Annotated in this window: 20 protein-coding genes; 14 read left to right on the top strand and 6 right to left on the bottom strand. The window is 66.7% G+C overall.

Going from position 1 to position 23,144, the window contains the following annotated elements:
* Positions 1-8: 8 nt before the first annotated feature.
* The 3 genes from HUA76_RS39675 to HUA76_RS39665 all read right to left on the bottom strand — a co-directional run bounded on the left by HUA76_RS39675 (position 9) and on the right by HUA76_RS39665 (position 2,239).
* The gene (locus tag HUA76_RS39675; protein ID WP_174463823.1) at positions 9-923 is read right to left on the bottom strand and encodes a JmjC domain-containing protein; all 915 of its coding nucleotides are present in this window, start codon (positions 921-923) and stop codon (positions 9-11) included.
* A 66-nt stretch (positions 924-989) separates the two neighbouring features.
* Positions 990-1,418, bottom strand: a complete 429-nt coding sequence (locus HUA76_RS39670; protein ID WP_174463822.1) for a YciI family protein — start codon at positions 1,416-1,418, stop codon at positions 990-992.
* Positions 1,419-1,594: 176 nt separating this feature from the next.
* A complete protein-coding gene (locus HUA76_RS39665; RefSeq protein ID WP_174463821.1) occupies positions 1,595-2,239 on the bottom strand; it encodes a glutathione S-transferase family protein in 645 nt (214 codons plus the stop codon).
* A 624-nt stretch (positions 2,240-2,863) separates the two neighbouring features.
* On the opposite strand from HUA76_RS39665, the gene HUA76_RS39660 reads away from it, so the two are divergent.
* The 11 genes from HUA76_RS39660 to HUA76_RS39610 all read left to right on the top strand — a co-directional run bounded on the left by HUA76_RS39660 (position 2,864) and on the right by HUA76_RS39610 (position 14,289).
* Positions 2,864-4,933, top strand: a complete 2,070-nt coding sequence (locus HUA76_RS39660; protein WP_174463820.1) for a hypothetical protein — start codon at positions 2,864-2,866, stop codon at positions 4,931-4,933.
* Between the two features lie 162 nt (positions 4,934-5,095).
* The gene (locus HUA76_RS39655; RefSeq protein ID WP_141644406.1) at positions 5,096-5,617 is read left to right on the top strand and encodes a hypothetical protein; all 522 of its coding nucleotides are present in this window, start codon (positions 5,096-5,098) and stop codon (positions 5,615-5,617) included.
* Positions 5,618-5,690: 73 nt separating this feature from the next.
* The gene (miaB, locus tag HUA76_RS39650; RefSeq protein WP_174463819.1) at positions 5,691-7,079 is read left to right on the top strand and encodes a tRNA (N6-isopentenyl adenosine(37)-C2)-methylthiotransferase MiaB; all 1,389 of its coding nucleotides are present in this window, start codon (positions 5,691-5,693) and stop codon (positions 7,077-7,079) included.
* Positions 7,080-7,105: 26 nt separating this feature from the next.
* Positions 7,106-7,621 carry a gamma carbonic anhydrase family protein gene (locus HUA76_RS39645; protein ID WP_141644408.1) on the top strand — a complete coding sequence of 172 codons (516 nt, stop codon included), beginning with the start codon at positions 7,106-7,108 and terminating at the stop codon, positions 7,619-7,621.
* A 38-nt stretch (positions 7,622-7,659) separates the two neighbouring features.
* Entirely contained in the window at positions 7,660-8,130 is a 471-nt protein-coding gene (locus tag HUA76_RS39640) for a cyclic nucleotide-binding domain-containing protein (protein ID WP_141644409.1), read from the top strand.
* A 27-nt stretch (positions 8,131-8,157) separates the two neighbouring features.
* Complete coding sequence (locus HUA76_RS39635; RefSeq protein ID WP_174463818.1) at positions 8,158-9,177, top strand: hypothetical protein; 1,020 nt, start codon at positions 8,158-8,160, stop codon at positions 9,175-9,177.
* A 16-nt stretch (positions 9,178-9,193) separates the two neighbouring features.
* Complete coding sequence (locus HUA76_RS39630) at positions 9,194-10,006, top strand: DedA family protein (protein ID WP_174463817.1); 813 nt, start codon at positions 9,194-9,196, stop codon at positions 10,004-10,006.
* 154 nt (positions 10,007-10,160) lie between these two features.
* On the top strand, positions 10,161-11,549 hold the full coding sequence (locus HUA76_RS39625) for an MATE family efflux transporter (RefSeq protein ID WP_174455541.1): 1,389 nt from the start codon (positions 10,161-10,163) through the stop codon (positions 11,547-11,549).
* Between the two features lie 172 nt (positions 11,550-11,721).
* Positions 11,722-12,519 (top strand): DUF2092 domain-containing protein, encoded by a 798-nt coding sequence (locus HUA76_RS39620; RefSeq protein WP_174463816.1) that lies wholly within the window; start codon positions 11,722-11,724, stop codon positions 12,517-12,519.
* Between the two features lie 17 nt (positions 12,520-12,536).
* A complete protein-coding gene (locus HUA76_RS39615) occupies positions 12,537-12,914 on the top strand; it encodes a hypothetical protein (RefSeq protein ID WP_174463815.1) in 378 nt (125 codons plus the stop codon).
* A gap of 49 nt (positions 12,915-12,963) precedes the next feature.
* A complete protein-coding gene (locus HUA76_RS39610; protein ID WP_174463814.1) occupies positions 12,964-14,289 on the top strand; it encodes a tetratricopeptide repeat protein in 1,326 nt (441 codons plus the stop codon).
* 250 nt (positions 14,290-14,539) lie between these two features.
* Here HUA76_RS39610 and HUA76_RS39605 read toward each other — a convergent pair whose 3' ends face one another.
* From HUA76_RS39605 to HUA76_RS39595, 3 genes are all read right to left on the bottom strand, one after another.
* Positions 14,540-15,463, bottom strand: a complete 924-nt coding sequence (locus HUA76_RS39605) for a fibrinogen-like YCDxxxxGGGW domain-containing protein (RefSeq protein ID WP_174463813.1) — start codon at positions 15,461-15,463, stop codon at positions 14,540-14,542.
* 267 nt (positions 15,464-15,730) lie between these two features.
* A complete protein-coding gene (locus HUA76_RS39600; protein WP_174463812.1) occupies positions 15,731-17,050 on the bottom strand; it encodes a carboxypeptidase-like regulatory domain-containing protein in 1,320 nt (439 codons plus the stop codon).
* A gap of 86 nt (positions 17,051-17,136) precedes the next feature.
* Positions 17,137-18,555 (bottom strand): kelch repeat-containing protein, encoded by a 1,419-nt coding sequence (locus HUA76_RS39595; protein WP_174463811.1) that lies wholly within the window; start codon positions 18,553-18,555, stop codon positions 17,137-17,139.
* A 517-nt stretch (positions 18,556-19,072) separates the two neighbouring features.
* Between HUA76_RS39595 and HUA76_RS39590 the strand changes: the two genes are divergently transcribed.
* The 3 genes from HUA76_RS39590 to HUA76_RS39580 all read left to right on the top strand — a co-directional run bounded on the left by HUA76_RS39590 (position 19,073) and on the right by HUA76_RS39580 (position 23,012).
* Positions 19,073-20,014: a hypothetical protein gene (locus tag HUA76_RS39590; RefSeq protein WP_174463810.1), complete on the top strand. Its 942-nt coding sequence runs from the start codon at positions 19,073-19,075 to the stop codon at positions 20,012-20,014.
* Positions 20,015-20,381: 367 nt separating this feature from the next.
* Positions 20,382-21,722: a PQQ-dependent sugar dehydrogenase gene (locus HUA76_RS39585; protein WP_174463809.1), complete on the top strand. Its 1,341-nt coding sequence runs from the start codon at positions 20,382-20,384 to the stop codon at positions 21,720-21,722.
* A gap of 201 nt (positions 21,723-21,923) precedes the next feature.
* Positions 21,924-23,012 (top strand): hypothetical protein, encoded by a 1,089-nt coding sequence (locus HUA76_RS39580; protein WP_174455533.1) that lies wholly within the window; start codon positions 21,924-21,926, stop codon positions 23,010-23,012.
* Positions 23,013-23,144 lie beyond the last annotated feature (132 nt).

Raw genomic sequence — 23,144 nt, 5'->3', positions numbered from 1 at the left:
CCCGCGCCCTAGCTCTCCTCCACGATCTTCCGGGCCTCCAACTCCAGGACGTGGGCCTGCAGCTCGTGCAGCAACTCGGAGAGTCGCGTGTGGCACGCTCCGCTGCGCTCGGGGTCCGGCGAGCCGATTCCATCGGCGAGCGCGCGCCACCGCACGTCCTTCAGCAACTGCTGTCGCAGCGCCGCGCTGACCACGTCCGCCCAGGTGGGCTGGCTGTAGGTGAAGTTCAGCGCCAGCGTGTCCTGCGAGGCCTCGGTGGAGTGCCAGTAGCCGCGCGGGACGAAGAGCACCGAGCCGGGCTCGAGCGTGATGACCTCGGCACCCTCGGGCATCTGCTCGGGTAGCTCCTGCTCCAGGTAGCTGGCCAGCTCGGGCGAGGGCGGGCCCATGTTCATCGCCCAGCGGTCCGTGGGCAGGGGCAGTTGTGTGTTGGGTGCGAGCGTCCAGCGCTTGGTGCCGCGCACCTGCACGACGATGTTCGCGTTCGCGTCGAAGTGGGGGCTGTTGCCGCCACCCGACGGCGAGGCATAGAAGATGGCCCGCGCCACGGCGTTGCGCGCGAGTCCCAGCTCGAACGCCACCATGTGCAGCCACTGCTCGACCAGGGGGAGGTAGCGCTCCGCCGAGTCGAGGATGAGCGCCATCCCGCTGCGGTACAGCGCCGCCGCGGTCTGCGCCTCCACCCGGATGACGCTGTGCTCATCGCGCCGGTCCGGTAGCGCGACCATCACCGGGTTGCGGTAGGTGTGCAGCAGCCGCTCGAGGTCATGGAGCTCGGGGAGCGCCGCGAGCTCCCCGAGCCGTTCGAGCGGGCCGTGGCAGACCAGATGCCGCGTGGGCCAGTACTCCGCCAGGAACTCGCTACCCGAGTGCGGCGCGAAGAGCTGTTCGAGGAAGGGGCGCTCCGATGACTGCAAATCCATGAGCGACATTACCACGCGAGCTCGTGGGGGCTTCGCAAGTCCCTTACGCGTTCAGGGGCCGCCGCGTCACTGCGACTTCTTGAAGGTCTGGCTCCAGGTGGGGGCTACCTGCTCGATGAGTGTCACCAGCGCCGGCGGAATGTCCCCGGTGCCGGTGAGGGGCCGGACCTCCATCACGTCGTCATTGCCCATCCCGCCCGGGTAGCGGCGGGCCCATTCAATGGCCTCCTCCTTCGACGCCACCTCCAGCACGTAGAAGCCGCCGATGAGCTCCTTCGTCTCCGCGTAGGGGCCGTCCCTCACGCTGGCCTTGCCGCCCTTGAAGACGACGTGCGCGCCCGGGGACGGGCTGAGGCCCTCGGAGGCGATGAGCACGCCGGCCTTGTGCATCTCTTCGTTGTATTTCATCTGCGCGATGAAGACGGCCTCGTCGAAGGCGGCCTCCGGGGGCGTGGGCTCCAGCGTGGAAGGGCGGGGGATGAGCATGAAGCGCATGCGGGTGACTCCTGGAGTGGGGATGTGAGGCGTGGCTCCATCCCTACAACGAATGACTGTGCGGCGGTTCGACACGGTCATTTCAGGGGACGCTGCTGCGCGCCGGTGGGCTCCTCGGCGCGTGGGGTGGCTCAGAATGATCGGTAGGATGAAGTGCCCGTGGGGGGCGTGAGGCCTCAGGTTCTCAAGCTCGCGGATGGCGGCATGGACGGTGCGGTGCGCTTCCACGCTTCGAGCTCCTGCACGCGACCGAGCCAGGTCCGGAGGTTCGCATGCTCTCCGAGAGGCAGTCGCGCCGGTCCGGCGAGGGCGAACGCCGCGGCCAACGAGAAGTCCGCGAGCGTCAGACGTTCCTGTGAGACCCACGTCTTGCCGGCGAGGTGCTCGTCCAGGACGCGCGCGTGCCGCGCGAAGAGCGCCTCGCCCCGTGCGACCTCGGTGGGGTTCGGCGGCCCATGGCCCGCCACCGCCTTCACGAAGTTCTCGAAGACCAGGATGGTGCATGCCTGCGCCATGTGCGCCGAGCACCAGAAGAGCCAGCGCGTCACGTCTGCGCGCCCACGCGCATCCGTGGGGAGCAGGGTTTGTCCCGGCGTCATCTCGGCCAGGTACAGCATGATGGCGCGCGACTCCCAGAGAAGGAAGCCATCGTCATCGAGGACAGGAACGAGGCCGTTGGGATTGCGGCCCAGATGCGGCGTCGCGCGCTGCTCGCCGTTTGGCAGGTCCACCACGACGCGCTCGAGAGGTACTTCGAGGTGGGTGGCGACGAGCAGGACTCGGCGCGAGTTTCCCGACAAGGGGTGGAAGTAGAGCTTCATGAAGCGTTCTCCTGGACCGCGCGGATGGATGAAGGGGGAACCTGCCCGCCAGGGGTGACAAGGGCTTGTCAGGTATCTTCGGGCCCGTCCTGAGGCACCGAGTGGCCGGCGTGGAAGAAGGCGTTCGACGCGTAACGTGGACACGTTCAACCGCGCATTCGACGCGCGGCAACGTTGGAAGCGCAGGCCACGGCGGGGTGACCAAGGGGACCCTCACGAATCGGGAGGTCCATGATTCGTTGTTTCCCGCCCTCAGATTTGACGGCACCGTGTTGTACTTCCCATCCTCGCGCCAGGCGTCCGCCCAGGACGCGAACGCGTTCTTGGGGAACGCGGACCGTGCCTGCCCTGGAGCGCTCTCTCGCCCTCCAGGGCAGCTTGGTGAGTCGCGGCACTGCGCTTGCTATGGAAAGTCGCCCGCAGTGGCACGGCGAGAAACCGCATCGTGCCTCTCGATCTTGGCGCAGGCCCCCTCTTGCCTGCCCTGCGCCATGCATGACGACCTGGGTAACGCCGCTTGGGAGCCCTCATCGGCCTACGTCCTCCCCGGACGCCGCCCACGGACGTCGACACGAAGCTCACGCATGTCTTTTACGCGCGAAGTCCTCGCGATGGATCCGATACATGTCTTGTGGAATTTGTGGGAAGAGCGTGGGGGCGGGCCAGGGTGCAAAGGCCGTTTTCTGCACCTCCTGCACGGAAGATCTGAAAGCAGAAGGCGTCCCCGTCGACTGGGCCACGAAACAGTACCTGGCGACTCGACTCCAATCGACCCTGCAGACGCTCCAGCAGCGTTATCAACGCTTGCGCGCCCAGTCGGCCGCTGGCTCGGGCGCCAGCGCCGTGGCATCCAAACCAAGCAAAGAACAGGTCCCGAAGAACCCCAAGGGGGCGGCGACAGGGTCAGCCGCTGCCGCTGCCGCCGCAGGGGCCTCTTCACTGGGAAAACACTGGGAAGGGAGAGGGGGGCATCGTCGACGCAAGCCGCTGACGCCTGAACAGCAGATCCAGTTGGACTCGCTCTATTCGGATTTGCAGCTCCCGTATGTGGACATCCTGGTCAACAGTGCGGACCAGAATGGTTTTGGCGACCTGATCAACGGCCTGCATACGGGGCGTCTGCTTCACCAGGGGACGGGATGGAGGATCGTCGCCACCTCGAACCATTCCCAATTCGACACGATGCTGTCGAGTTTTCCGTGGGTCAGTAAGGTGCAGGAAGTGGGATGGAGTCCGGATATCTCCCTGGAGACTCCTGCTGCCACCACTACGGAGGGGGATCTGGCTGTATCGGAGTATAGCTATCGCGTCGGGAGGGCGCTGGACGTCTTCACAAGGCAGTCGGGGTTGGGGGACGGTGAAATCGGTATCATGATCAACAAGGAGTTGAGAGCGCCGATCCCACTTGCCGAGTTGAAGCTGTCCGATGCCGAGAAGTCCGATGCCGAGAAGTCCGATGCCGAGAAGTCCACAAAGGCGCTTTGTGACTTCTTGAGGAAGTACCACCAGGGGTGTCGGTTCTTTTTTGGTTATGGTGCCGGCCAGAAGTCCAAGGCTCGATACGATCTTTTACTGGATCGCGTCGTGTTTGATGTCGGCATCAAGAATGCCATCGTCTTGCCCGTCAATCACAATCTCATGGAACAGGGCGGAGCGGGCGGTAAAGGTCGGCGCAATAAGGCGTCATACATCGGCGAGTATTGTCGGACTCGAGGACTCCGCGTTCTGGAGGTCGAGAAGAATAAGTGGTTCAGTGTGTCTACTCTGATCCAGGATGATCGGACGACAAAGGTTGTGGCCATGGAACCGGGCGCGGTGATTCCTTATTCCGTCATGCAGAAACTGTGGCGCGCCGCGGATAGGTCATTCACTATCGCAGAGGGGGATCAGTCTTTCGGTGAGGCTATTTCAGCAGGCATCCCGATGGCCTATCAACTCTGGCCTGATGGCAAAGGTATAATACACAAGCAGGCATTGTTTGATAATTTTGTCAAGAGGAGTGGCGGTGGTGATGTTGCTGAGTTTATCAGGGTATGTGCCAACTATCCGGATGGAGGAGTCGATGTTCGGCAGAGGGATTGGATTATCGAGCGCTGCAATGACAGGGATTTTTTGCGGCGATATGTCAATTCCATGGATCTGATCGCGAGCAATCACGATATACAGGGGCGACTGCAGTGCTTTGTCAAGCGGCACTGGCTGCGAAATAACCGGGCGCGGTTGCTGGGAATCAATTCGGATCTCGGTGCTTTGGTTGGAGAGATTGTCGAACTGGAGGATCGCGGAGAGTTCGATCTGGTTGTGGCGCTGACCCGGAAGATGGTTGCAATGTATCGCGCGGTGATCTTTGACTTCAATGTCAAGCAGGGGGTTCTGGATAAAAGCCCGGGTTCTGTTGCTAAAAGGGCCGCAGCCGTCAAGGACGCCTTGAATCCAGGGCCGGGCGGCGCAGCCGGGGCTCTGACTCATCCCCCTGTCGCGACGGGGACGTTCAATCCCGAACTCCTGAATTTGATTTCGGACTATGAGCGCACGGACGTTCTGCCCGCCATGGGTCCGATGGGGGCGGCAGGCGCCTCGCCAGCGGCAGAAGCGGCGGCAGCGGCAGCGGCGGGCGCCGCCCCTGTTGGCGTATCGGCCGCGGCGGCAGCGGGGGTGGCCTCGCCTTCAGGGAAGCAGGGAGCCCCTTCGTGAGCTGAACGAGCGCATCCTGGCGAGTGCAGGTTCCGCGGGTGGGGACGCTCGGCGGCGCGCTACCTGGGCATGTTCAGATTCGCGCCAGGAGAGGAGTGTCGCGAACCCTACCGCGACGGGACGGGCCCTGTTACACCTGCCCGGCCTTTCCCCAGGAGTCCCATGGCCCCCTCACTCTTCGACGACCACGGCTACCAGGACGTCCCCAACCGCGAGACGGGTACCCACCTCTCCGCGGCGGATGACCGGACCCTTCGCATGGCCATGCCGCCCGTGGACGGTGCCTTGCTCGATGCCCTGGTGCGCTACCAGGAGGCCTTCCTGGCCGACGTGGGCTCGGCCAGAGGCTCGGAAGCCCTGGCCCGTGCCCACGCCCTGGCCCAGACGGCCTCCGGCCTGGATTCCCAGGCGCTGGAGCAGGGCATCGCCATGCTGCGCGCCTTCGGCGGCCGCCGGTGGACGGCTCGGAAGCTGGACGACAAGCTGCGTCAGCTCGAAGGGGCCTCGGAGGCTTCGGCGGAGGAGCTGCGGACCCGCGTCCGGGACGAGCTGGGCAAGCAGGAGCGGGAGACGGTGGCCCTGGGCCGCCGCTATGGCGAGGCCACCCTGGCGCTCCTCCGGGAACGCGAGGGCTCCCTCCTGGATCTCCACACCCGGATGACCGGACTGCTCAGTCAGGGATGACCGCGGGCCCCGGTTCGGTTGATTTCCGTGCCCGACCGTCGCATAAGGGCACGTTCTTGCTCAGAGAATCCCCATGAAGCGCTACTTCATCCACACCTTCGGCTGCCAGATGAACGTCAACGACTCGCTCCGCATGAGCGAGGTGCTGGCGAAGATGTCCTACGAGCCGACGCCTGTGCCGGAAAACGCGGACCTCATCATCCTCAACACCTGCTCCATCCGCGAGAAGGCCGAGGACAAGATGCTGTCCGCCCTGGGCCGCTACAAGCCCGTGAAGGCCAGTCGCGGCGCGCTCATCGGCGTGGGCGGCTGCGTGGCCCAGCAGGAGAAGGACCGCCTCATCAAGAAGGTGCCGTACCTGGACTTCGTCTTCGGCCCCGACAACATCGCCCGCCTGCCGGACATCATCGGCCGCGTGGAGTCGGAGCGGGCGCGGGTGGTGGAGACCGCCTTCGTGGACTCGGAGGAGTACGTCTTCCCGCGCGCGGACCCGGAGACGTCTCGCGGCAAGGTCACCGAGTTCGTCACGGTGATGAAGGGCTGCGACAACGTCTGCTCGTTCTGTGTCGTCCCGCACACCCGCGGCCGTGAAGTGAGCCGCGCCTTCCCGGAGGTCCTCCTGGAGGTGGACTCGCTGGCGAAGGTCGGCGTGCGCGAGGTGACGCTCATCGGCCAGAACGTGAACTCGTACCTGGGCGGCGTGTCCTTCGCCCAGTTGCTCCTGCGCACCGCCGAGGTGCCGGGCATCGAGCGCGTGCGCTTCACCACCAGCCATCCGCACGACCTCTCCGACGAGCTGATTGAGGCGTTCCGCACGCAGCCCAAGATCGCGCCGCACTTCCACCTGCCCGTGCAGTGCGGGAGTGATCGCATCCTGAAGATGATGCGCCGCGACTACACCGTGGTGCAGTACATGGAGCGGCTCAACAAGCTGCGCGAGGCGCGGCCGGGCATCGCCGTCACCACCGACATCATCGTGGGCTTCCCCGGGGAGACCGAGGAGGAGTTCGAGATGACGATGAAGCTGACCGAGGAGGTCCGCTTCGACAACCAGTTCTCCTTCATCTACAGCCCCCGCCCCAAGACGGGCGCGGCGCTGCGCGAGAAGGACTGGGGCCCCATTCCGCACGAGGTGAAGATCGCCCGGCTGGAGCGCCTGCAGAAGCTGCAGCGTCGCATCAGCGCGGAGACGACCGCGGCCCTGGTGGACTCGGTGGTGGAGGTGATGGTGGAGGGCCACTCGCGCTACGACGCCGCCAAGCGCTTCGGCCGCACGCCGGAGAACCGCACCGTCAACTTCGAGGGCGACGCGCCCACGGGTTCCTTCGTGACGGTGAAGGTGGATCGCTCCACGCCCAACCAGCTCTCCGGAAAGCAACTGGCGGTGTTGCAGTTGCCCACCGTGGAGCCGCTGCCGGTGGCGCCGCCCGTCTCGCCGTTCCACGTCGTCGCGGAGGCCTGAGGGCCGCTCGCGCAAGAGGTGACTGCATGGCGCTGAGAGCGTTTCGCGGGGTGACCCCCCGCGTCCACCCGAGCTGCTTCGTGGACGACTCCGCCCAGGTGGTGGGGGACGTGGAGCTGGGCGAGGACTCCTCCGTCTGGCTCAACACGGTGATGCGCGGCGACGTGAATCCCATCCGCGTGGGCAAGCGCACCAACCTCCAGGACTTGTCCCTGGTCCATGTCACCGGCGGCAGGTCGAGCACCGTCATCGGTGACGACGTGACGGTGGGGCATCACGTCGTGCTGCACGGCTGTACCGTGGGCAACCGCGTCCTCGTCGGGATGGGCTCCATCCTCCTGGATGAGGTGGAGGTGGGGGACGACTGCATCATCGGCGCGGGGACGCTGCTGACTCCCGGGACGAAGATACTTCCCGGCTCCATGGTGATGGGGGCTCCCGGCAAGGTGAAGCGGCCCCTCACCGAAGCGGAGCGCGAGTTCCTCCTGATGTCCGCCCATCACTACGTGCAACTGGCCTCCGAGTACCGCGCCAGCCGCTGACTCGCCGGCCCTCGCGGTCCGTGTTAGGACCCCGCACCATGGCTCTCGTGCCTGCGAACACCCTCAAGGCGTGCCCTCTCTTCAAGGGCTTCACGGACACCGGCATCCAGATTTTCGCGGGCGTGGCCGTGCCGCGTGCCTTCCCGAAGGGCACCGCGCTGTTCACCGAAGGCAAGACGGGGGAGTCGCTCCTCATCGTCGGTGAGGGCACGGTGCGACTGAGCGCCAGGAGCCCCTCGGGTGACGACGTCCCGTTGGGCGAAGTGGGGACCGGCGAACCCCTGGGCGAGCTGGCCCTGGTGCAGAAGGGTGAGCGGCTCTGCACCGCCACCGCCGTCACGGATGTCTCCGCGCTGGAGATTCGCGCCGCGGACTTCCAGAAGCTCCTGGCCACCAAGCCGCAGGCCTGCGTGAAGCTGCTGATGGGCATCGTCGGCTTCTTCGGCCAGAAGGCCCGCGACAACCGGGACATGATTCGCACCCTCATCGGAAAGGCTCCGGCCGTCTGAGAGGCCCGTGGTAGCGTGGGCGCCGGTATGCGAGCCCCCCACCTGGCCTTCCTCCTACTGCTCGGGGTCCATGCGTCGGCCCCCGCGCACGCCGGGTCGACCGCTCAGGTTTCCATCGCCCCCGAGGAGGACTGGTTCGCGAGCCAGTACACTCCGGGTGGCCTGGAGGTGCGCGCCGATGTCCGCGTCTTCACGCTGTTCGCCCTGCTGAACCGCGCCGGCTACGACGCCGGCCCCGTCGAGCGGGCCCACCCCGTTCCCACCTATCGCTACGGCCGCGCTCGCACGCTCGTCCGGGAGAAGCTGGCGACAGCGGCCCCGTCGGTGCTCGAGGAAGCGCGGGCCTACTTCGCCGCGCACCCGGAGCCGGTGGAGGTGTACCTGGCGCGCATCCTCGGAGGCCCCGATGTGCCGGGCGCTCCTGGGGACCTGGTGGGGCTGGAGGCGCTGCTGGCCCGCGTGGAGCGTGAGTGGCCCGTGGCGGCGCTCCGAGCGGAGACGCTGCCCGACTTCCGCGCCGCGCAACGCGCCTGGTTGCCCCTGCTGGACGGCCCGTTCAAACAAGCAGCCCGACTTCTGGGCCTACGGGAAGGTGAGCCAGCACCCCGGGTGGTGGTTAATCTGCTCGAAGCCGAGGGAAGCGTGCGACCGGTCGACACGGGGCGCGGGTGGGTGATTGTGGTGGGGCCTGCGACGCGGGCCCCCGAGCCCGAGCCCGTGGTGCGCGAGCTGGCGCGGGGGCTGTTGTCCTCGCGACTGGCCGGCCGCCTGGGTGCTCGCTGGGCGGGTGGGGCGGCGGCGCTGAAGGACGCGCGGGCGAAAGGGGCGGGCGAGGGGACGGTCGACGACTACGGGGTGGCGCTGCTGAGCCGAGCGCTGGCCCTGACGGCGACGGGGGCACCAGCGGGGGCCTACGAGGCGGCCCAGCGCGAGGGGTACTTCGGTTTGAAGACCCTGTCGCGGAGTTTTGAGGACACGCGCCCGGTTGATGTGTGGGCGCTGGATGGGCTGGCTCGGGCGGTGACCCAGCAAGCCAATCGGAAGTGAACGGACGGGACAACGCGTGCAAGACCTTCTCACCAACCTGCTCGGCGACTCACAGGGTTTCATCGCCTATGCCACCGTCTTTGGCATCCTCGTGGCCTGCGGCCTGGGGGTTCCCCTGCCGGAGGACATCTCGCTCATCCTGGGCGGCTTCCTGGCGCACAAGGGCGCCGCGAGCCTCCCGGTGATGATGGCGGTGGGCTTCGCCGGCATCCTCGTGGGTGACAGCCTCATCTTCTTCGCCGGCCGTCGGCTGGGCGGAAAGCTGGGGCGCAACGGCGATGGCAAGGGCGGAGGCTTCTTCGCGCGCATCGTCACGGCGGAGAAGCGCGCGCGGGTAGAAGGGCTCTTCGAGCGCCACGGACAGAAGATTGTCTGCATCGCGCGCTTCATGCCGGGCGTGCGCGCGGTGACGTACTTCACCGCGGGCTCGGTGGGCATGTCCTACTGGCGCTTCATCTTCTGGGATGGGCTGGCCGCGCTCCTGTCCGCGCCCATCTTCGTGTGGCTCGGCTTCCACTTCGGCGGCGAGCTGGACATGCTCATCTCCAAGTTCAAGGAAGGCCAGTACGCCGTCATGGGCGTGCTCGCGGTGGCTGGCATCGGCTACTTCCTGTGGCGACGCAGCCGCGCGGCGGCGAAGAAGCAGCAGGAGAGCCTGGCTCCCAACTCGCCCGTGTCGACTCCGTCGCTCTCCTCCAACGAGTCCGCGCCCCCGAGCGCGTCTCGCAACAACGTGAAGGGCGGCTCCGAGCCGCTGTTCAAGGTGAGCTCCACCTCCTCGGAGAAGTCGCCGGTGGTGGACTCCTCGCGCGAGCTGATGAAGCACTGACGACGCGCGTGACTCGCCCGTCACGTGCGCACGTTCGTCATTTGAGCTCATAGGAGCCGCGAGGCTCCCTGAGTCCATGGCAGGCAGGCGCGAACGGGCTGGCGACGCAGTGCGGCGACTGTTAGTCCCTCGCGCGAGTTCAGCGCGGCGGACCATGGCAGACACGACAGTGCAGGGCCCCACCCGGATGGGGTTGTTTCGGCTGACCTGGCCGATCTTCCTGGAGCTCCTCCTCTTCATGATGATGGGGACGGCGGACACGCTGATGCTCAGCGGTGTGTCCGACGACGCGGTCTCCGCTGTCGGCGTCGTCAATCAGTACCTGTTCATCTGCATCCTCATCATGGAGGTGGTGAGCAACGGTGCCTCCGTCGTGGTGTCCCAGTACCTGGGCGCGCGACGTTCGGAGGAGGCCGCGCGCATCTCCGCGGTGGCCATCACCCTGAACCTGCTGCTCGGCGTGACGGTGAGCGCGGGGCTCTTGCTGTTCGGGGATGCGCTGCTGCTGCGGATGAACCTGCACGGCATCGTGCTGGAGCACGCGCGCACGTACATGGGAATCGCCGGAGGGTTCATCTTCCTCCAGGCGCTCATCAACGTCTGCTCCAGCCTGATTCGCACCTACGGCTTCACGCGCGAGTCGATGTTCATCGCGCTGGGGATGAACGCGCTGCACGTGGGTGGCAATGCGCTGCTCATCTTCGGGCTGCTTGGCGTTCCCCGGCTGGAAGTGGCCGGCGCGGCCCTGTCCACGGTGGGAAGCCGCGCGGTGGCGCTCGTCGTGTTCGCCTGGCTCCTGTACCGGGTGATGGACGTGAAGATGCGGGCGCGCGACTACGTGACGTTCTCCCGCGACACGCTCCGGAAGATCCTCCGGGTGGGGATTCCCTCCGCCGTGGAGCAGGGCACGTACCAGTCCTGCCAGGCGGTGTTCCTCTACTACGTGACGTTCCTGGGGCCCACGGCGCTGGCCTCGCGGCAGTACGCGAATGCCATTTCCCAGTACATCTTCCTGTTCAGCCTCGCTGTCGGCATGGGCACGGCCATCATCGTCGGCCGGCTGGTGGGCGCGGGGCAGGTCGACGAGGCGTACCGCCGGGTGCTCCAGAGTCTGAAGTGGGCGGTGGCCATCACCTTCGTCGTGGACGTGGCGGCCATCCTGGTCCGCGCGCCGCTGGTGGGGTTGTTCACCCATGACGGCGACATCGTCCGGCTCACGTCCCAGGTCATCGTCCTGGGGCTCCTGCTGGAGACGGGGCGCTCCTTCAATCTGGTCTTGGTGAACGCGCTGCGGTCCGCGGGGGATGCTCCCTTCACCGTCTACATGGGCTTCTTGTCCATGGTCTGCATGAGCCTGCCGCTGGGCTACGTCCTGGTCTTCAAGCTGAACCTGGGGCTCGCGGGCGTGTGGCTGGCCGTCGCCGCCGATGAGTGGCTGCGGGGCATCTCCATGTGGATTCGGTGGAAGAGCCGCGCGTGGGAGCAGAAGTCCCTGGTCGACCCGGTGGAGGCGCCCGCCGTGGTGGCCGTCGTGAGCGCGTAGCCTTCAGTCATCTCAAAGACCTGGCGTGCGCGGCGGGGGCTTGCTCCAGGCCTGGTGGCATGAAGTGAGCAAGGCCCGCCTGGACTTGCTCATGCCCCACGCATCTCCAAGTTGATGCGGAGCTGACTTCTGGACATCCGCAGGGGAGGCGTTCGGCATGGGGCTTCAAGGCATGGGTTCGAGGAAGCGGCTGCTTTCGCTGGTGCTCTGCGCGGGCGGACTGGTGAGTGGTTTCTCGCCCGCGCTCGCGGCACCAGGGCAGGCAGCCGCGGGTCCCAAGGATGCGCCCGCGGTCGACCCCAACGCCATCAAGGCCTTGGAGGAGATGGGCGGCTTCCTGAGGAGCTTGCCTGCATTCGCGATCACGGCGGAGACGACCACGGACGAGGTCCTGGACAGCGGTCAGAAGATCCAGCTGTCCTCGGAAGCAGAGCTCCGCGCGCGCCGCCCCGACAAGCTCAGGGTCGACATCAAGTCTGACCGGAAGCAGCGCCAGTTCTTCTATGACGGGAAGACCTTCACGGTGAATGGCCCGAAGGGCGGTTACTACGCCTCGTTCGATGCTCCTCCCACGCTGGCGCAGACCATCGCCACCGCCGAGCATCGCTACGGTGTCGAGATTCCATTGGTCGACCTCTTCTATTGGGGGACGGACAAGAGCGGCATCAAGGACATCCAGTCGGCTATCGACGTGGGGCCCGCCACCATCGACGGCGTGGAGACCGAGCAGTACGCCTTCAAGCAGCAAGGCGTGGACTGGCAGGTCTGGATCGAGAAGGGGGACAAGCCCCTGCCTCGGAAGCTCGTCATCACGAACACCCAGGACCCCACGCAGCCTCAGCACGTCGCGGTCCTCGATTGGAACCTGAAGCCCAACGTCGGCAACGCGGTGTTCGCGTTCAACCCCCCGAAGGGCTCCCACCGGATTCAATTCGATGCAGGCCCGTCGAATCCCGGAAGAAGCCCGTGAGCCAGGAGCCTGAACCCATGAGCCCCCATTCATTCCCGAAGTCCCTCGCGGTCGTCCTTGGCTTCGGACTGCTCGCAGGAAGCGCCGAGGCGCGTGCGGTCCGCACCACGACGAGGACTCACGTCAATTCCAACGTCAATCGGGATGTCGACGTGCACCGCGACATCGACGTGGATGTCGACCGGAACTATCACCCGGTCGCGACGGCCGCCGCCGTGACGGCGACCGCCACTGTCACCGCGGCGGCCATTGGCTCCGTGGCCCGCTCGCTTCCTCCGGCGTGTTCAACGGCCGTGGTCAGCGGCGTCACGTACCAGAACTGCGAAGGCACCTGGTACCAGCCTCGCTACTCCGGTACCGAGGTCTCCTACGTCGTGGTGAACCCGCCCAGGTGAGCCGCGAGCCCGGTGGATGGGGCAGGGCGGTGGACTAGAGTCGCTTCCCATGAAGCGACTCCTCCCCGTCTGCCTCATCGTCCTCGTGGGCTGTGCCACCACGAAAGCACGTCCCCCCGACTACGCGACGTTCATCCAGAACGACTACGCCGCGGCGCTCGCCCAGGCCCGCGCTGAGCGCAAGCCGCTCTTCATCGACTTCGGCGCGGTGTGGTGTCCGCCCTGTCGGACCATGGAGGCCCAGGTCTTCGCCGCGCCAGACTTCATCGCGAAGGCGAAGGACTACGTCCTGCTCGCGGTGGACGTGGATGACCCCATCAATGAGCCGCTCCTCGAGCGCTTCCCGGTGGACAACCTGCCCACGTTGCTGGTGCTCGACTCCGAGACGGAGACTCCCGCGGTGCGCTGGATGGGAGGCGCGGCGCTGGAGGATGTCCTGGCGTTGCTCGACGATGCGCGGCGCGCGCTGAGCGCCCAGGTGTCGGGGCCGGAGCTGCTGCTGCTCGAGGGCGACCGCGCCCATGCCCGGAGGGAGCACGAACTGGCCGCGCGGAAGTATCAGGAGGCGGTGGAGCAGGGCCCCAGGGATTGGATCCGTCGCACCCGGGCGGTGGAGTCCGCGCTCAATGCACTGTGGAACGCGGAGGCCTTCCAGGCCTGCGCGGAGTACGCGGTGAGGACCGTCCCCAGCCTCGACGAGGAGGGGCAAGCGGGCCCGGCGAGCACCGGCTATTCGTGCGCGAGCTACGCCAACGAACCCAAGCCCTGGGCCGCGCCGGCCATGAAGGCGCTGGAGGTCTACTTCGAGAAGGCCTTCGAGCAGGCCCAGAAGCACGGCACGAAGAGCCAGACCTGGCTCTACGACTCCATGGCGGACCTGCTCGCGGCGAGGGGCGACAAGGAGGGCGCCCGGAAGCTCTCCGAGGAGTACTACGCGAAGGTGCTCGCGTACCGCGCCGAGGAGACCACCGCGCGGGGCAGGGCAGCGTGGGACTCGCAGCTCTACAGCGCCGCCGAGTTGAGCGGGCACCTGGCGGACACCCTCGAACTCTTCGTCCAGACGGAGCGCGAGCTCCCGGACGACTTCTCCGCCAGTACACGGGTGGCCGCGAACCTCCGAGAGCTCGGCCGCTATGACGAGGCGCTCGCCGCGACGGACCGTGCGCTGAAGCGGGCCCAGGGCGGCCGACGGTTGGCGGTCTGGCTGAGTCGGGCGCGGACGCTGGAGCGGGCGGGACGCGAGGACGAGGCGCGCAAGGACCTGGAGACGGCGCTCGCGGAGGCGGAGCGGCTGCCCAGGATGCAGCGGGAGTTCTCCCAGTACGCGGTGGACGCGGTGCGCGCCGCGCTGTCCTCGCTCCCAGGCGCGAAGTGAGTACCGCTATTCCAACAAGGGCCTGTCGGTCGTAAACGCGGGCCAGGTGAGCTACCTGCTGGTCTCGCGCGACGTGAGCTTCATTGGCTTCGGCTCAGCTACATCATCGTCCGCAACTGATTCAACGGGTGGGTTGGCCCTCGCTCCAGGGCCACCCCCGCATCCCCCACCCAGGAGGAGCGAATCGTGTCCGTGCTCCAGCATGGGCGCATCCTGGAATAGGTCCAGGCGACTGGAGCGCCCCCTATCGTCAGCGCGTGCGGCAGACTGAACGGGTGCTGCCGTCCATGCTCGATATGACCGTGGAGATCCGCATCGGGCCCTGGAGCTTGTACGAGGTGTAATAGCCGTCGTTCAAGGAACAACCCATGCAGCCATTGCCATATCGATAATAGCCGCTGCTCACGTTGTAGCCGCAGGTCCCCCGCTCGCTACCGAAATCACAAAGGGTGATTGTCCCATCACTCACGAAACCCAGGGCCTGACAGGTCCCCATGCTCGGGTTCCCAGCGGCGACGAGGGAGTCGATGGGACGATTGTCGCTGGCGCCGCGGAGGGCCCACACGCTACAGAGCCCGGACGTGCGAGCAAGCAGGCTCATCATGACGTAGTCGAGGTTCGAGCCCTCACGCGTCCGTCCCCGGCGAACGCCCACATCTTCCGTGCAGAGTTCAACCCCCAACCGCATGTCGCAGTAGGCGGAGATGGGCCGGGCGCCGGTCGGGTTGATGACGTACTCCCCATCGGGAGCGCTGGGAATCGCGGCCTTCACCGCTGCGCAGCCCGCGAAGGTCGGCGCGGAGATGTTGAGCGCGAAGTCGCCGCAGCGGGTGCTGTAGCCATCGACGACAATCTTCACCCGCGTGCCGGCGGTGAGGTTCACCGTCACCGAGGACTGGAACGTCGTGCTGCTCGCATCGTCGTTGCAGCCCAGCGACGCATGGGTGGACGCATCGAGGAGCAGGAGCACCGTGTCAAAGGTAGCGCCCGTCGTGGTGAAGGTGAACATGCCGGTGGAGGGCGCGGTCCAGTAATAGGCGCGGTCCGGAGCCGTGGTCTGGGTGGTGCAGGCCGGAGTGTGCTCATTGAGCGCGGCACACGTATTGTTCGTGGCGACGGGTGAGCCCAGCACGGAGCCGAGCTCGTCGGTCAGCGCCTGGCCCACCTCATCCACGGTACCGACCTCATTTCCCGGGATGCCAGCACCCGCCCGTTCCTCCTCGGGCAGCGGGCCTTCACCGCAGGACAGGCTCAGGACAGCGCAGGCGCCAAGAAGAACACTTCTCCAGCCACAATCACTGTTCATCGGGTTTCTCCTTGTCCGGGTGCCGCATTCCCTGTGAGTCATTTCCCTCCGAATCGAACGGTCGGAGGCTTCGACGCCGAGCGACGAGCGGCCTGTCCCGCTCGGGACTTGAGGGGACAGGCCGGTGGGAAGCGACTACAGCTCTGTCGTGAACTGCACGCGCGACTTGCAGGGGTGCGTGCCCTGGGCCACGTCGTCGAAGTCGATCATGTTGCCGCTCGGGTCCTTCGGGTAGCCGGTGCCTCCCCACGGAGCGCCCGAGTTGAACCGGGTGACTCCGCCCGCCGTGGTGTACAACGGGTAGCCGGCCGAGGCGGCCGGCGTGGAGGAGATGTCCAGGTTCTTCGCGCAGTTCGTGGGAGCGCCGGCCGGGAACGTGATTCCCACCTCCTGGAAGGCGTTCGCGCGGATGTTGTAGAGCACGATGAAGGGCGACGCCTGGGACATCGTGTCGGTGCGCGGCATGAGCGTGCCCGCAGCGTTGGGCAGCTTCAGGCTGAACTGGACGGTGCCCGTCGTGCCGAAGCAGGTCTCCGGGAAACCCACGAGTTCGATAATGGTGCAGGCGGGCTCGCGCTTCTCGATGTCCGCGTTCCACATGCCCAGCCCGCCCGTGCTGATGGGGACGGCGCCGGAGATGCTGCTCGTGCCCTGCATGGTGAAGGTGGTGCCCGTTGGGCCGAACTGCATGCTGGCGGACTTCTCCTCCCACTTGCCCGTCGTCTCGTTGAACTTCCACATCGCGAGTCGACAGGTGCCGTCGGAGACACACGCCGGCATGTTACCCACCTGCGTGGGCACGGGGATGAAGCCCGTCGCGGTGGCACCCGTCGCCAGGTTGAGGGCCGCGCCGCTGGCATCGGTGGCGCCCACGAAGACGGCGCCCACGGACTCGAGCGCGACCTGCTGCCCGCTGGAGTTCACCGCCGTGAAGTCGCCCGGCATGCGCATCGGGTCATAACTCGCGACGGTGATGCTGACCGGGCCCGTGGCCGGCACGCCGCTGGCGTTGACGAGCGTGTTCGCCTTCAGGTTCACCTTCACGCCGCTGGGCGTGGTCACCGTGCTGTCCACCGTCGGGCTGACGGTCTGCACGTAGCCCGTCTCCAGGGTGTGGTTGAGGCTCGTCTTGCTCGCCGAATAGAACTCGGTCGCCGAGGCCAGTCCGTTCTTCCGGAGGGTGAGGACGTAGCCGTTGGCCGACGCCACGACGGACATGAAGTACCGGCCGGTGGTGTCCGTGGTCCGGGAGATTCCGTTGATGACCACCGTGACGCCCGCCTGCACGGCGCCCGCCGAGTTGCGCACCGTGCCCGAGAAGACGGCCGACGTGGCGAGGTCCGCGTTAGCCTCCCGCGTCTCATCGCCCACGGCCTTCGAGTCCTCCAGCGCTCCGCAGCCAGTCGCAAGCAGCGCGGGCACGACGAAGATGCTGCACAGACGTCTCAGATTCATGGCAAGCCTCCATGCTGGGTTTGAACAGACACGAATCCACCGCGCCCCCGTCGTCTCCGGAGGCGCCCCGCCCTGACTGGCCGCGACTACTGGATGTTGAGGGTGAGGGTGCCGCACCGCGTCCGGTAGCCATCCACGACGATGCGAAGCTGCCGTCCCGCCGAGAGCGTCACGGCGACGGACGACTGGAACGTGCTGGCGTTCACGTCGTCGTTGCATCCGAGCGCCGCGCCGGTGTTCGCGTCGAAGAGGGACAGCACGGTGTCGAAGGAGGAGCCCGTCGTCGACACGGTGAAGGTGCCGGACGAAGGCGCCGTCCAGGTGAAGCTCCGGTCTGGCGCGGTGCTGCCGGCGCTGCACGCGGGCGTGGAATCGTTGGTGGCGGTGCACGTGTCCGCCTGCACCAGCCCCGAGCCCAGGCTGCTCCCCAGGTCGCTCCCCACGTCGGGCGAATACAGGTCGGCCGTCGCGAGATGGCCGCTGCCACCGGTTCCGCCCGTCACCAGGACCTTCCCATTGGCGAGCAGGGTCGCGGTGTGCTCACCGCGGGGGCTGCTCATCACGCCGGCGCTCGTCCAGGTGTTGGTCGCCGGTGCGTAGAGCTCGGCGCTGTCCCGGCTATAGGCCCCCGCCGCCAGGACCTGACCGTTCGCGAGCACGGTCGCGGTGTGCATGTAGCGACCGATTCCCATGGGCGCCACCGGGGCCCAGGTGTTGGTCGCAGGGTCGAATGCATCCACACTGGGCGGCAGGCCCGTTCCGCTGTTTCCCCCCACCGCCAGCACCTTGCCGGTGGGGAGGACCGCAAGGGGGAACAGCGCTCGGGCCGTGCTCATGGAGCCCACGGACGACCAGGAGTTGGTCGCCGGGTTGTACACCTCGGCGCTGGACCAGAAGGGAGTCCCCCCGCTGTAGCCCCCCGCCACCAGCACCCTTCCATCCTCCAGCAGGGCGGCGCTGTGCTGCTTGCGGGCGCTGCTCATGGAAGGCACGGCCGTCCAGATGTTGGTCGCCGGGTCGTACAGCTCGGCCGCGTTCGTCGACGAATTGACGGGAGCGCCCCCGGCGACCAGCACCTTCCCGTTCTGCAGCCGGACCGCCGTATGGAAGGCGCGCGGGCTGATCATGGAGGCCACGTCCGTCCACGAGTTGGTCGCCGGGTTGTACAGCTCGGCCTGGGCCAGGGTGCCGGTGGGGCTCTCTCCTCCCGTGACGAGCACCCTACCGTCCTGCAACAGGGTGGCGGTATGGGCCCGGCGTCCACGGAGCAGGGTGCCGGCCGATGTCCACGTGTTGGTCGAGGGGTTGTACTGCTCGGCGGCGGTCGGGAAGTTCCAGGTCGTTGTGATGTAGAAGCCGCCCGCCACCAGCACATTGCCATTCGCCAGCCGGGTCGCGCTGTGGAGCGACCGGAGACCCAACATCGGCGCCGCAGGCGACCAACCCGCTGCCCAGGCCCCACGCCACGCCACGCTGGCGATGAGCAGGGAAACGATGAAGGCCATGCGGCTGGAAAGGTCTTTATTCACTGACATGCGCACCCCCGTTCACGGATGGTGCGTCAACTATCACTTATTCCCGGATTGCGGCTAGGTAATTACTATCGTGGATTCCACGTATGACGTTGCTGAGAGGCGTTGTTGGGCTGTCACGGCAAGGGGGCTGGGTGTTCAACAGGGGCTGCAAGTACCACGTCGGGCCCGGGGGACGCCTCCAGGCATCTCCGCAAGCGACATCGTCTCATCCTGGAACCCGTGGGTCACCGTGTGGGCGTGAAGCACCAACATGTCCGGCGAGATCGGAAACGGCCGCCCGGAGGGTAATTCCATCACTCTTGCGTCACTCCACCACCGAGAGTGGTCTGCCTTCACGAAGATTGTCATAGCACCGAGACTTTTCCTTTGTACGCTCTCCGTCTAGCCTTGCTGAGCAGGTGCGAGCCGGGTTGTGGGATGGCAGAGCTGCGGAAGAAGCAAGGTCCGGCCTGATGTCGAACACAATGAATACACATGGGGTCATGACATGCTTCGCATCCAATTGATTGTGTCGTTGACGCTGCTTGTCCTGTCGAAGCCTGCCGCAGCCGAAGCTCTCAGCGTCGTCAATGTCGGTGCGCCAGCGATCAACTGTGTCTTCGACACCAGTTGCACGCTGTCTGTCACCGACTCGAGCGCCACCATCCCTCTGCCAGGAGCCTCCGGGACCGCGCGCTTGCAGACGCGCACATTCACAGGAGCGACCGGTGCCCCGGCTCAGGGGTACTACGGCTACGAGTACGTGGTCGACCTGACCAATGCCACCGGCATCACCCACATCCCTTGCGTCCAGTCGCTACGAGTCTCCTTCGGTCCTGTGGCCTCCTTTCAGTACAACGGCACGGGGCCGACCGATCAGGTCTATGTCGTGACTTCCGGTGGGAGCGGCACCATCGGGCTCTCCTCCGCCAACAAGGTGGGCAATGAATTCACCTTCACCTTCGCAACCCCGGTTTGCGCTGGAGGAAGTCCCGGGACTGGAAAAAAGAGCTTCTTCTTTGGCCTTGCTTCCGCCTCGGCCCCCACTGCGGTGACCGCGGTGATCGTGAGCAGCGGAACGTCCCTTTCCATCGGGGCGCGCGCCCCCATACACGACAAGTGCACGTCCGGAGTTCCGTTGTCACCGGCTTCCGACCCGTGTGTCTCGTCGGTCTGCACGGCCGACGCGTACTGCTGCAGTTCCTCATGGGACAGCCGTTGTGTGGGCGAGGTCCGAACAGTCTGTGGCAGCCTGACGTGCTCGGAATCGGACGGCACTTGTGCGCATTCGCTCTGCACGCCAGGTGCCTCTCTCGTGAACCACTGTGACAGTGCGAAGGCTGACTGCGTTTCAGCGATCTGCGCGGTCGATCCATTCTGCTGCTCCGTTTCTTGGGACAGCCTCTGTGTAGAAAAGGTCGGGAGCGTCTGCGGCAAGAACTGCGAATGAAGCGACCGTGAATGGACACTGGGGTTTCTGGGTGGCGCCCCAAACGCTCACGGACCCACCACACGAAGTGCGGGAGCGCCACGGAAGCGTGTCCGACCGACGGGTGACGTCCGCCGGATGCTCCCTTCCGCTCGCGCCGCAGGGAGCCGCGCTGTCCGCACTCCCAGGCGCGAAGTGAGGTCCGGTGTGCCAGGTGCTCCCCCTGGCCCATTCCCTCCGTCTCCTCCCGTGACACGGTGATTTTACATCGTCGGATGCCCGGCACCGCACGGCCGTGGGTTGAATCGCGGCCTTCCCGCCACGAGACTTGCGCGCCAGCAGGCAGGTCAGCACCTTCCCGCCGCCCCATCCCCCAGGAGAGAGTCGCATGCGCATCCTCTCGGTGCCCCTCATCGTCGCCGCCCTCCTCGCTGGTTGCAGCGAGGACCCTGATCCCACGCCAACGCCCCAAGACTCGGGCGTCCCGCAGCAGGATTCGGGTGTCCCGCCGGAAGACGCGGGTGTCCCGCCGGAAGACGCGGGTGTCCCGCCGGAAGACGCGGGTGTCCCGCCGGATCCGCTTCCCAGCGGCCCTGAGGTTCCGCAGGGTCCGCCCAACGTGCCCGAGTTCTCTCGAGCCTTCCCCGAGCAGACACGCGCGCCGGCCATTCAATCGAAGACGGCAATCCAGGTCACCGAGATTGCTTCTGGCTTCAGGAACCCCTGGGCCATCGCCTTCCTGCCCGACCAGCGCATGCTCGTGACGGAGAAGGCCACCGGCTCGCTCTACATCGTCACTCCGCAGGGCGCGAAGTCTCCCGCTGTCACGGGGCTGCCCGCCGTGGATGCCCGTGGCCAGGGCGGACTGCTCGACGTGGAAGTCGGTCCCGACTACGCGCAGAGCAAACTCGTCTACTGGACCTATGCCGAGCCACGCCAGGGTGGCAACGGGCTGGCGGTGGCGCGCGCGAAGCTCGTGGAGGAGGGCTCGCAGCCTCGCGTGGAAAACGTTCAGGTCATCTTCCGAATGATGCCGACACTCGAGTCGACGCTGCACTCGGGGGGACGGCTGGTGTTCACCCCCGACGGCAAGCTGTTCGTCACGCTCGGAGAGCGCTCCATCCTCGCGGGCCGGGTGCAGGCGCGGGACGTGAAGAGTCACTTCGGCAAGGTGGTTCGCATCCATCCCGACGGCTCGGTGCCCCAGGACAACCCGTTCGTGAACACCCAGGGCGCGAAGCCCGAAATCTGGTCGGTGGGTCACCGCAACATCCTGTCGGCGGCGCTCGACAGCCAGAACCGGCTGTGGACGGTGGAGATGGGGCCCAAGGGAGGGGATGAGCTCAACCGGCCCGAGGCGGGCAAGGACTATGGCTGGCCCACCATCGGGTATGGCGAGGAGTACTCCGGCGCGCCCATCCACGACAGCCCGCAGGGCCCGGGCATGGAGCAGCCCGTGTACTACTGGGACCCCGTGATTGCCCCCTCGGGGATGGCCATCTACACGGGGACCCTGTTCCCCGAGTGGCGCAACGACATCTTCGTGGGAGGTCTGGTCAGCCAGGCCCTGGTGCGGCTCATGATTCGCAATGACCGCGTGGTGGGCGAGGAGCATCTCCTCAAGGGCCGCAACGAGCGCATCCGCGAGGTGGTGCAGGGGCCCGATGGAGCCCTCTACCTGCTGACCGACGCCACCAACGGCAAGCTGCTCAAGGTCACACCGCGCTGAGGTTTCCGCCCACCGCGGCGGGATTCGCGCTCCCCAAGTGACTGGGTCCTCGGGGAGCGCGTCCCGGCGCCGCGCTGAGAGGGGCGTGGTGGCGACCGGTCGTTTGGCGATTGGCCGTCAGGGGCCTCGCGCGTCAGCCCCTTCCCGGGTGTGTGCGCCTCCGGGGGGCGGTGCGGGTGGGGCTCTGGTAGACGTGGAGGAATGAGTCGACGACGTGCCTCGGAGGAACTCCACGCGCTGCTGGGGGAGCCGGCTCCGGACTGGGAGCGCCTCATCAAGGTGCTCAAGAAGCTCCCGGTGGACGTGGACCCGATGCTCGCGGCGAGGGCGGCGCTGCAGCTCCTTCCAGCGGACCGCTCGTTCTTCGGGTCCTTCGGGCAGCACTGTCAGCGGTTGCCCGCGCCTGTCATCCGCGCGGTGCTGGAGCGGCTCGCGAGGGATGTGCGTCCGGCGGTCTTCTTCCTGCGCGAGAGCGTGGACCGGGAGGGCTCCGACGAGGCCCTGTGTGCGTCGTGGCGGACAGCGCTCCAGGGGATGCTGGATTTGAATGTGACGTATGGCTGGGGCTCGAAGCAGCGCAAGGCGAAGCTCCAGGGGCTGGCGGAGAACCCCGTACTGCTCCAGGCGATCCAGACCGTCGTCGTGGCCAGCGAGGAGGTGTCCCTGGACATGCTGGCGGTGCTGACCATCGACGCGTCCGAGGCGTCGCTCGACGCGCTCATCCCCCATGTCGAGCGGGCGGTGCAGTCTCAGGGGTGGGAGTTGGACAGGCTGGAGGACCTGCGGACCCACGCGCGCTCCACGCCGGCCCTGGATGCCCTGTTCGAGCGGATGGAGGCGCTGCTCCAGGCGCGTCGTGCCCGCTCGCCGGCGCTGGAGCTGGCGCGCGCGCTGGGGTTCGGCGAACTGGACGTCTTCTGGTTCAAGCTCTACGCGACGGGCGGCGAAGAGGGAGACGCGCGGTCGATGACCTACCGCTACCACTGTCATCTGACGGTCGACAGCCGGGCTCCGGTCTGGTTCAGCTTCTCCATGTCCACCTGGGGCCCGGACGGGGAGCCAGGGCGAATCGTGCCGGTCTTCGACTTCGACAGCGAGAGGCTCCAGAACGACACGCTCGGGCTGGGGGCCTGCGAGCCCACGCGGTTCCCCGAGTGGATGGCCCTGGCCGCGAAGCGGCTGCGGAGCGATTGGGACCTCGAGCAGGTGTCGGTCATGAGCAGCCTGAGGGGCCGGCAGCGCACGCGGCTCGTCAAGTGGCTGAGGGGTGAAACTCCTCCTGGGAAATAGACCGATGATTTCGGCCTGATCCGGCAGTCAATGCACGTGAACCCTCAGCCACGTCCTTGGAGACGCATGGCCGACTCAGGACGGCGCATCGCGGTCCCAGAAATAGAAAGGCCCTCGGAGCTTCCCTGCCGC

This window comes from Myxococcus sp. CA056, assembly GCF_013336715.1.
Taxonomy (GTDB): Bacteria; Myxococcota; Myxococcia; order Myxococcales; family Myxococcaceae; genus Myxococcus; species Myxococcus llanfairpwllgwyngyllgogerychwyrndrobwllllantysiliogogogochensis.
Note: the sequence above shows the minus strand (reverse complement) of the source record. Positions and strands in the feature narration are given on the sequence as shown.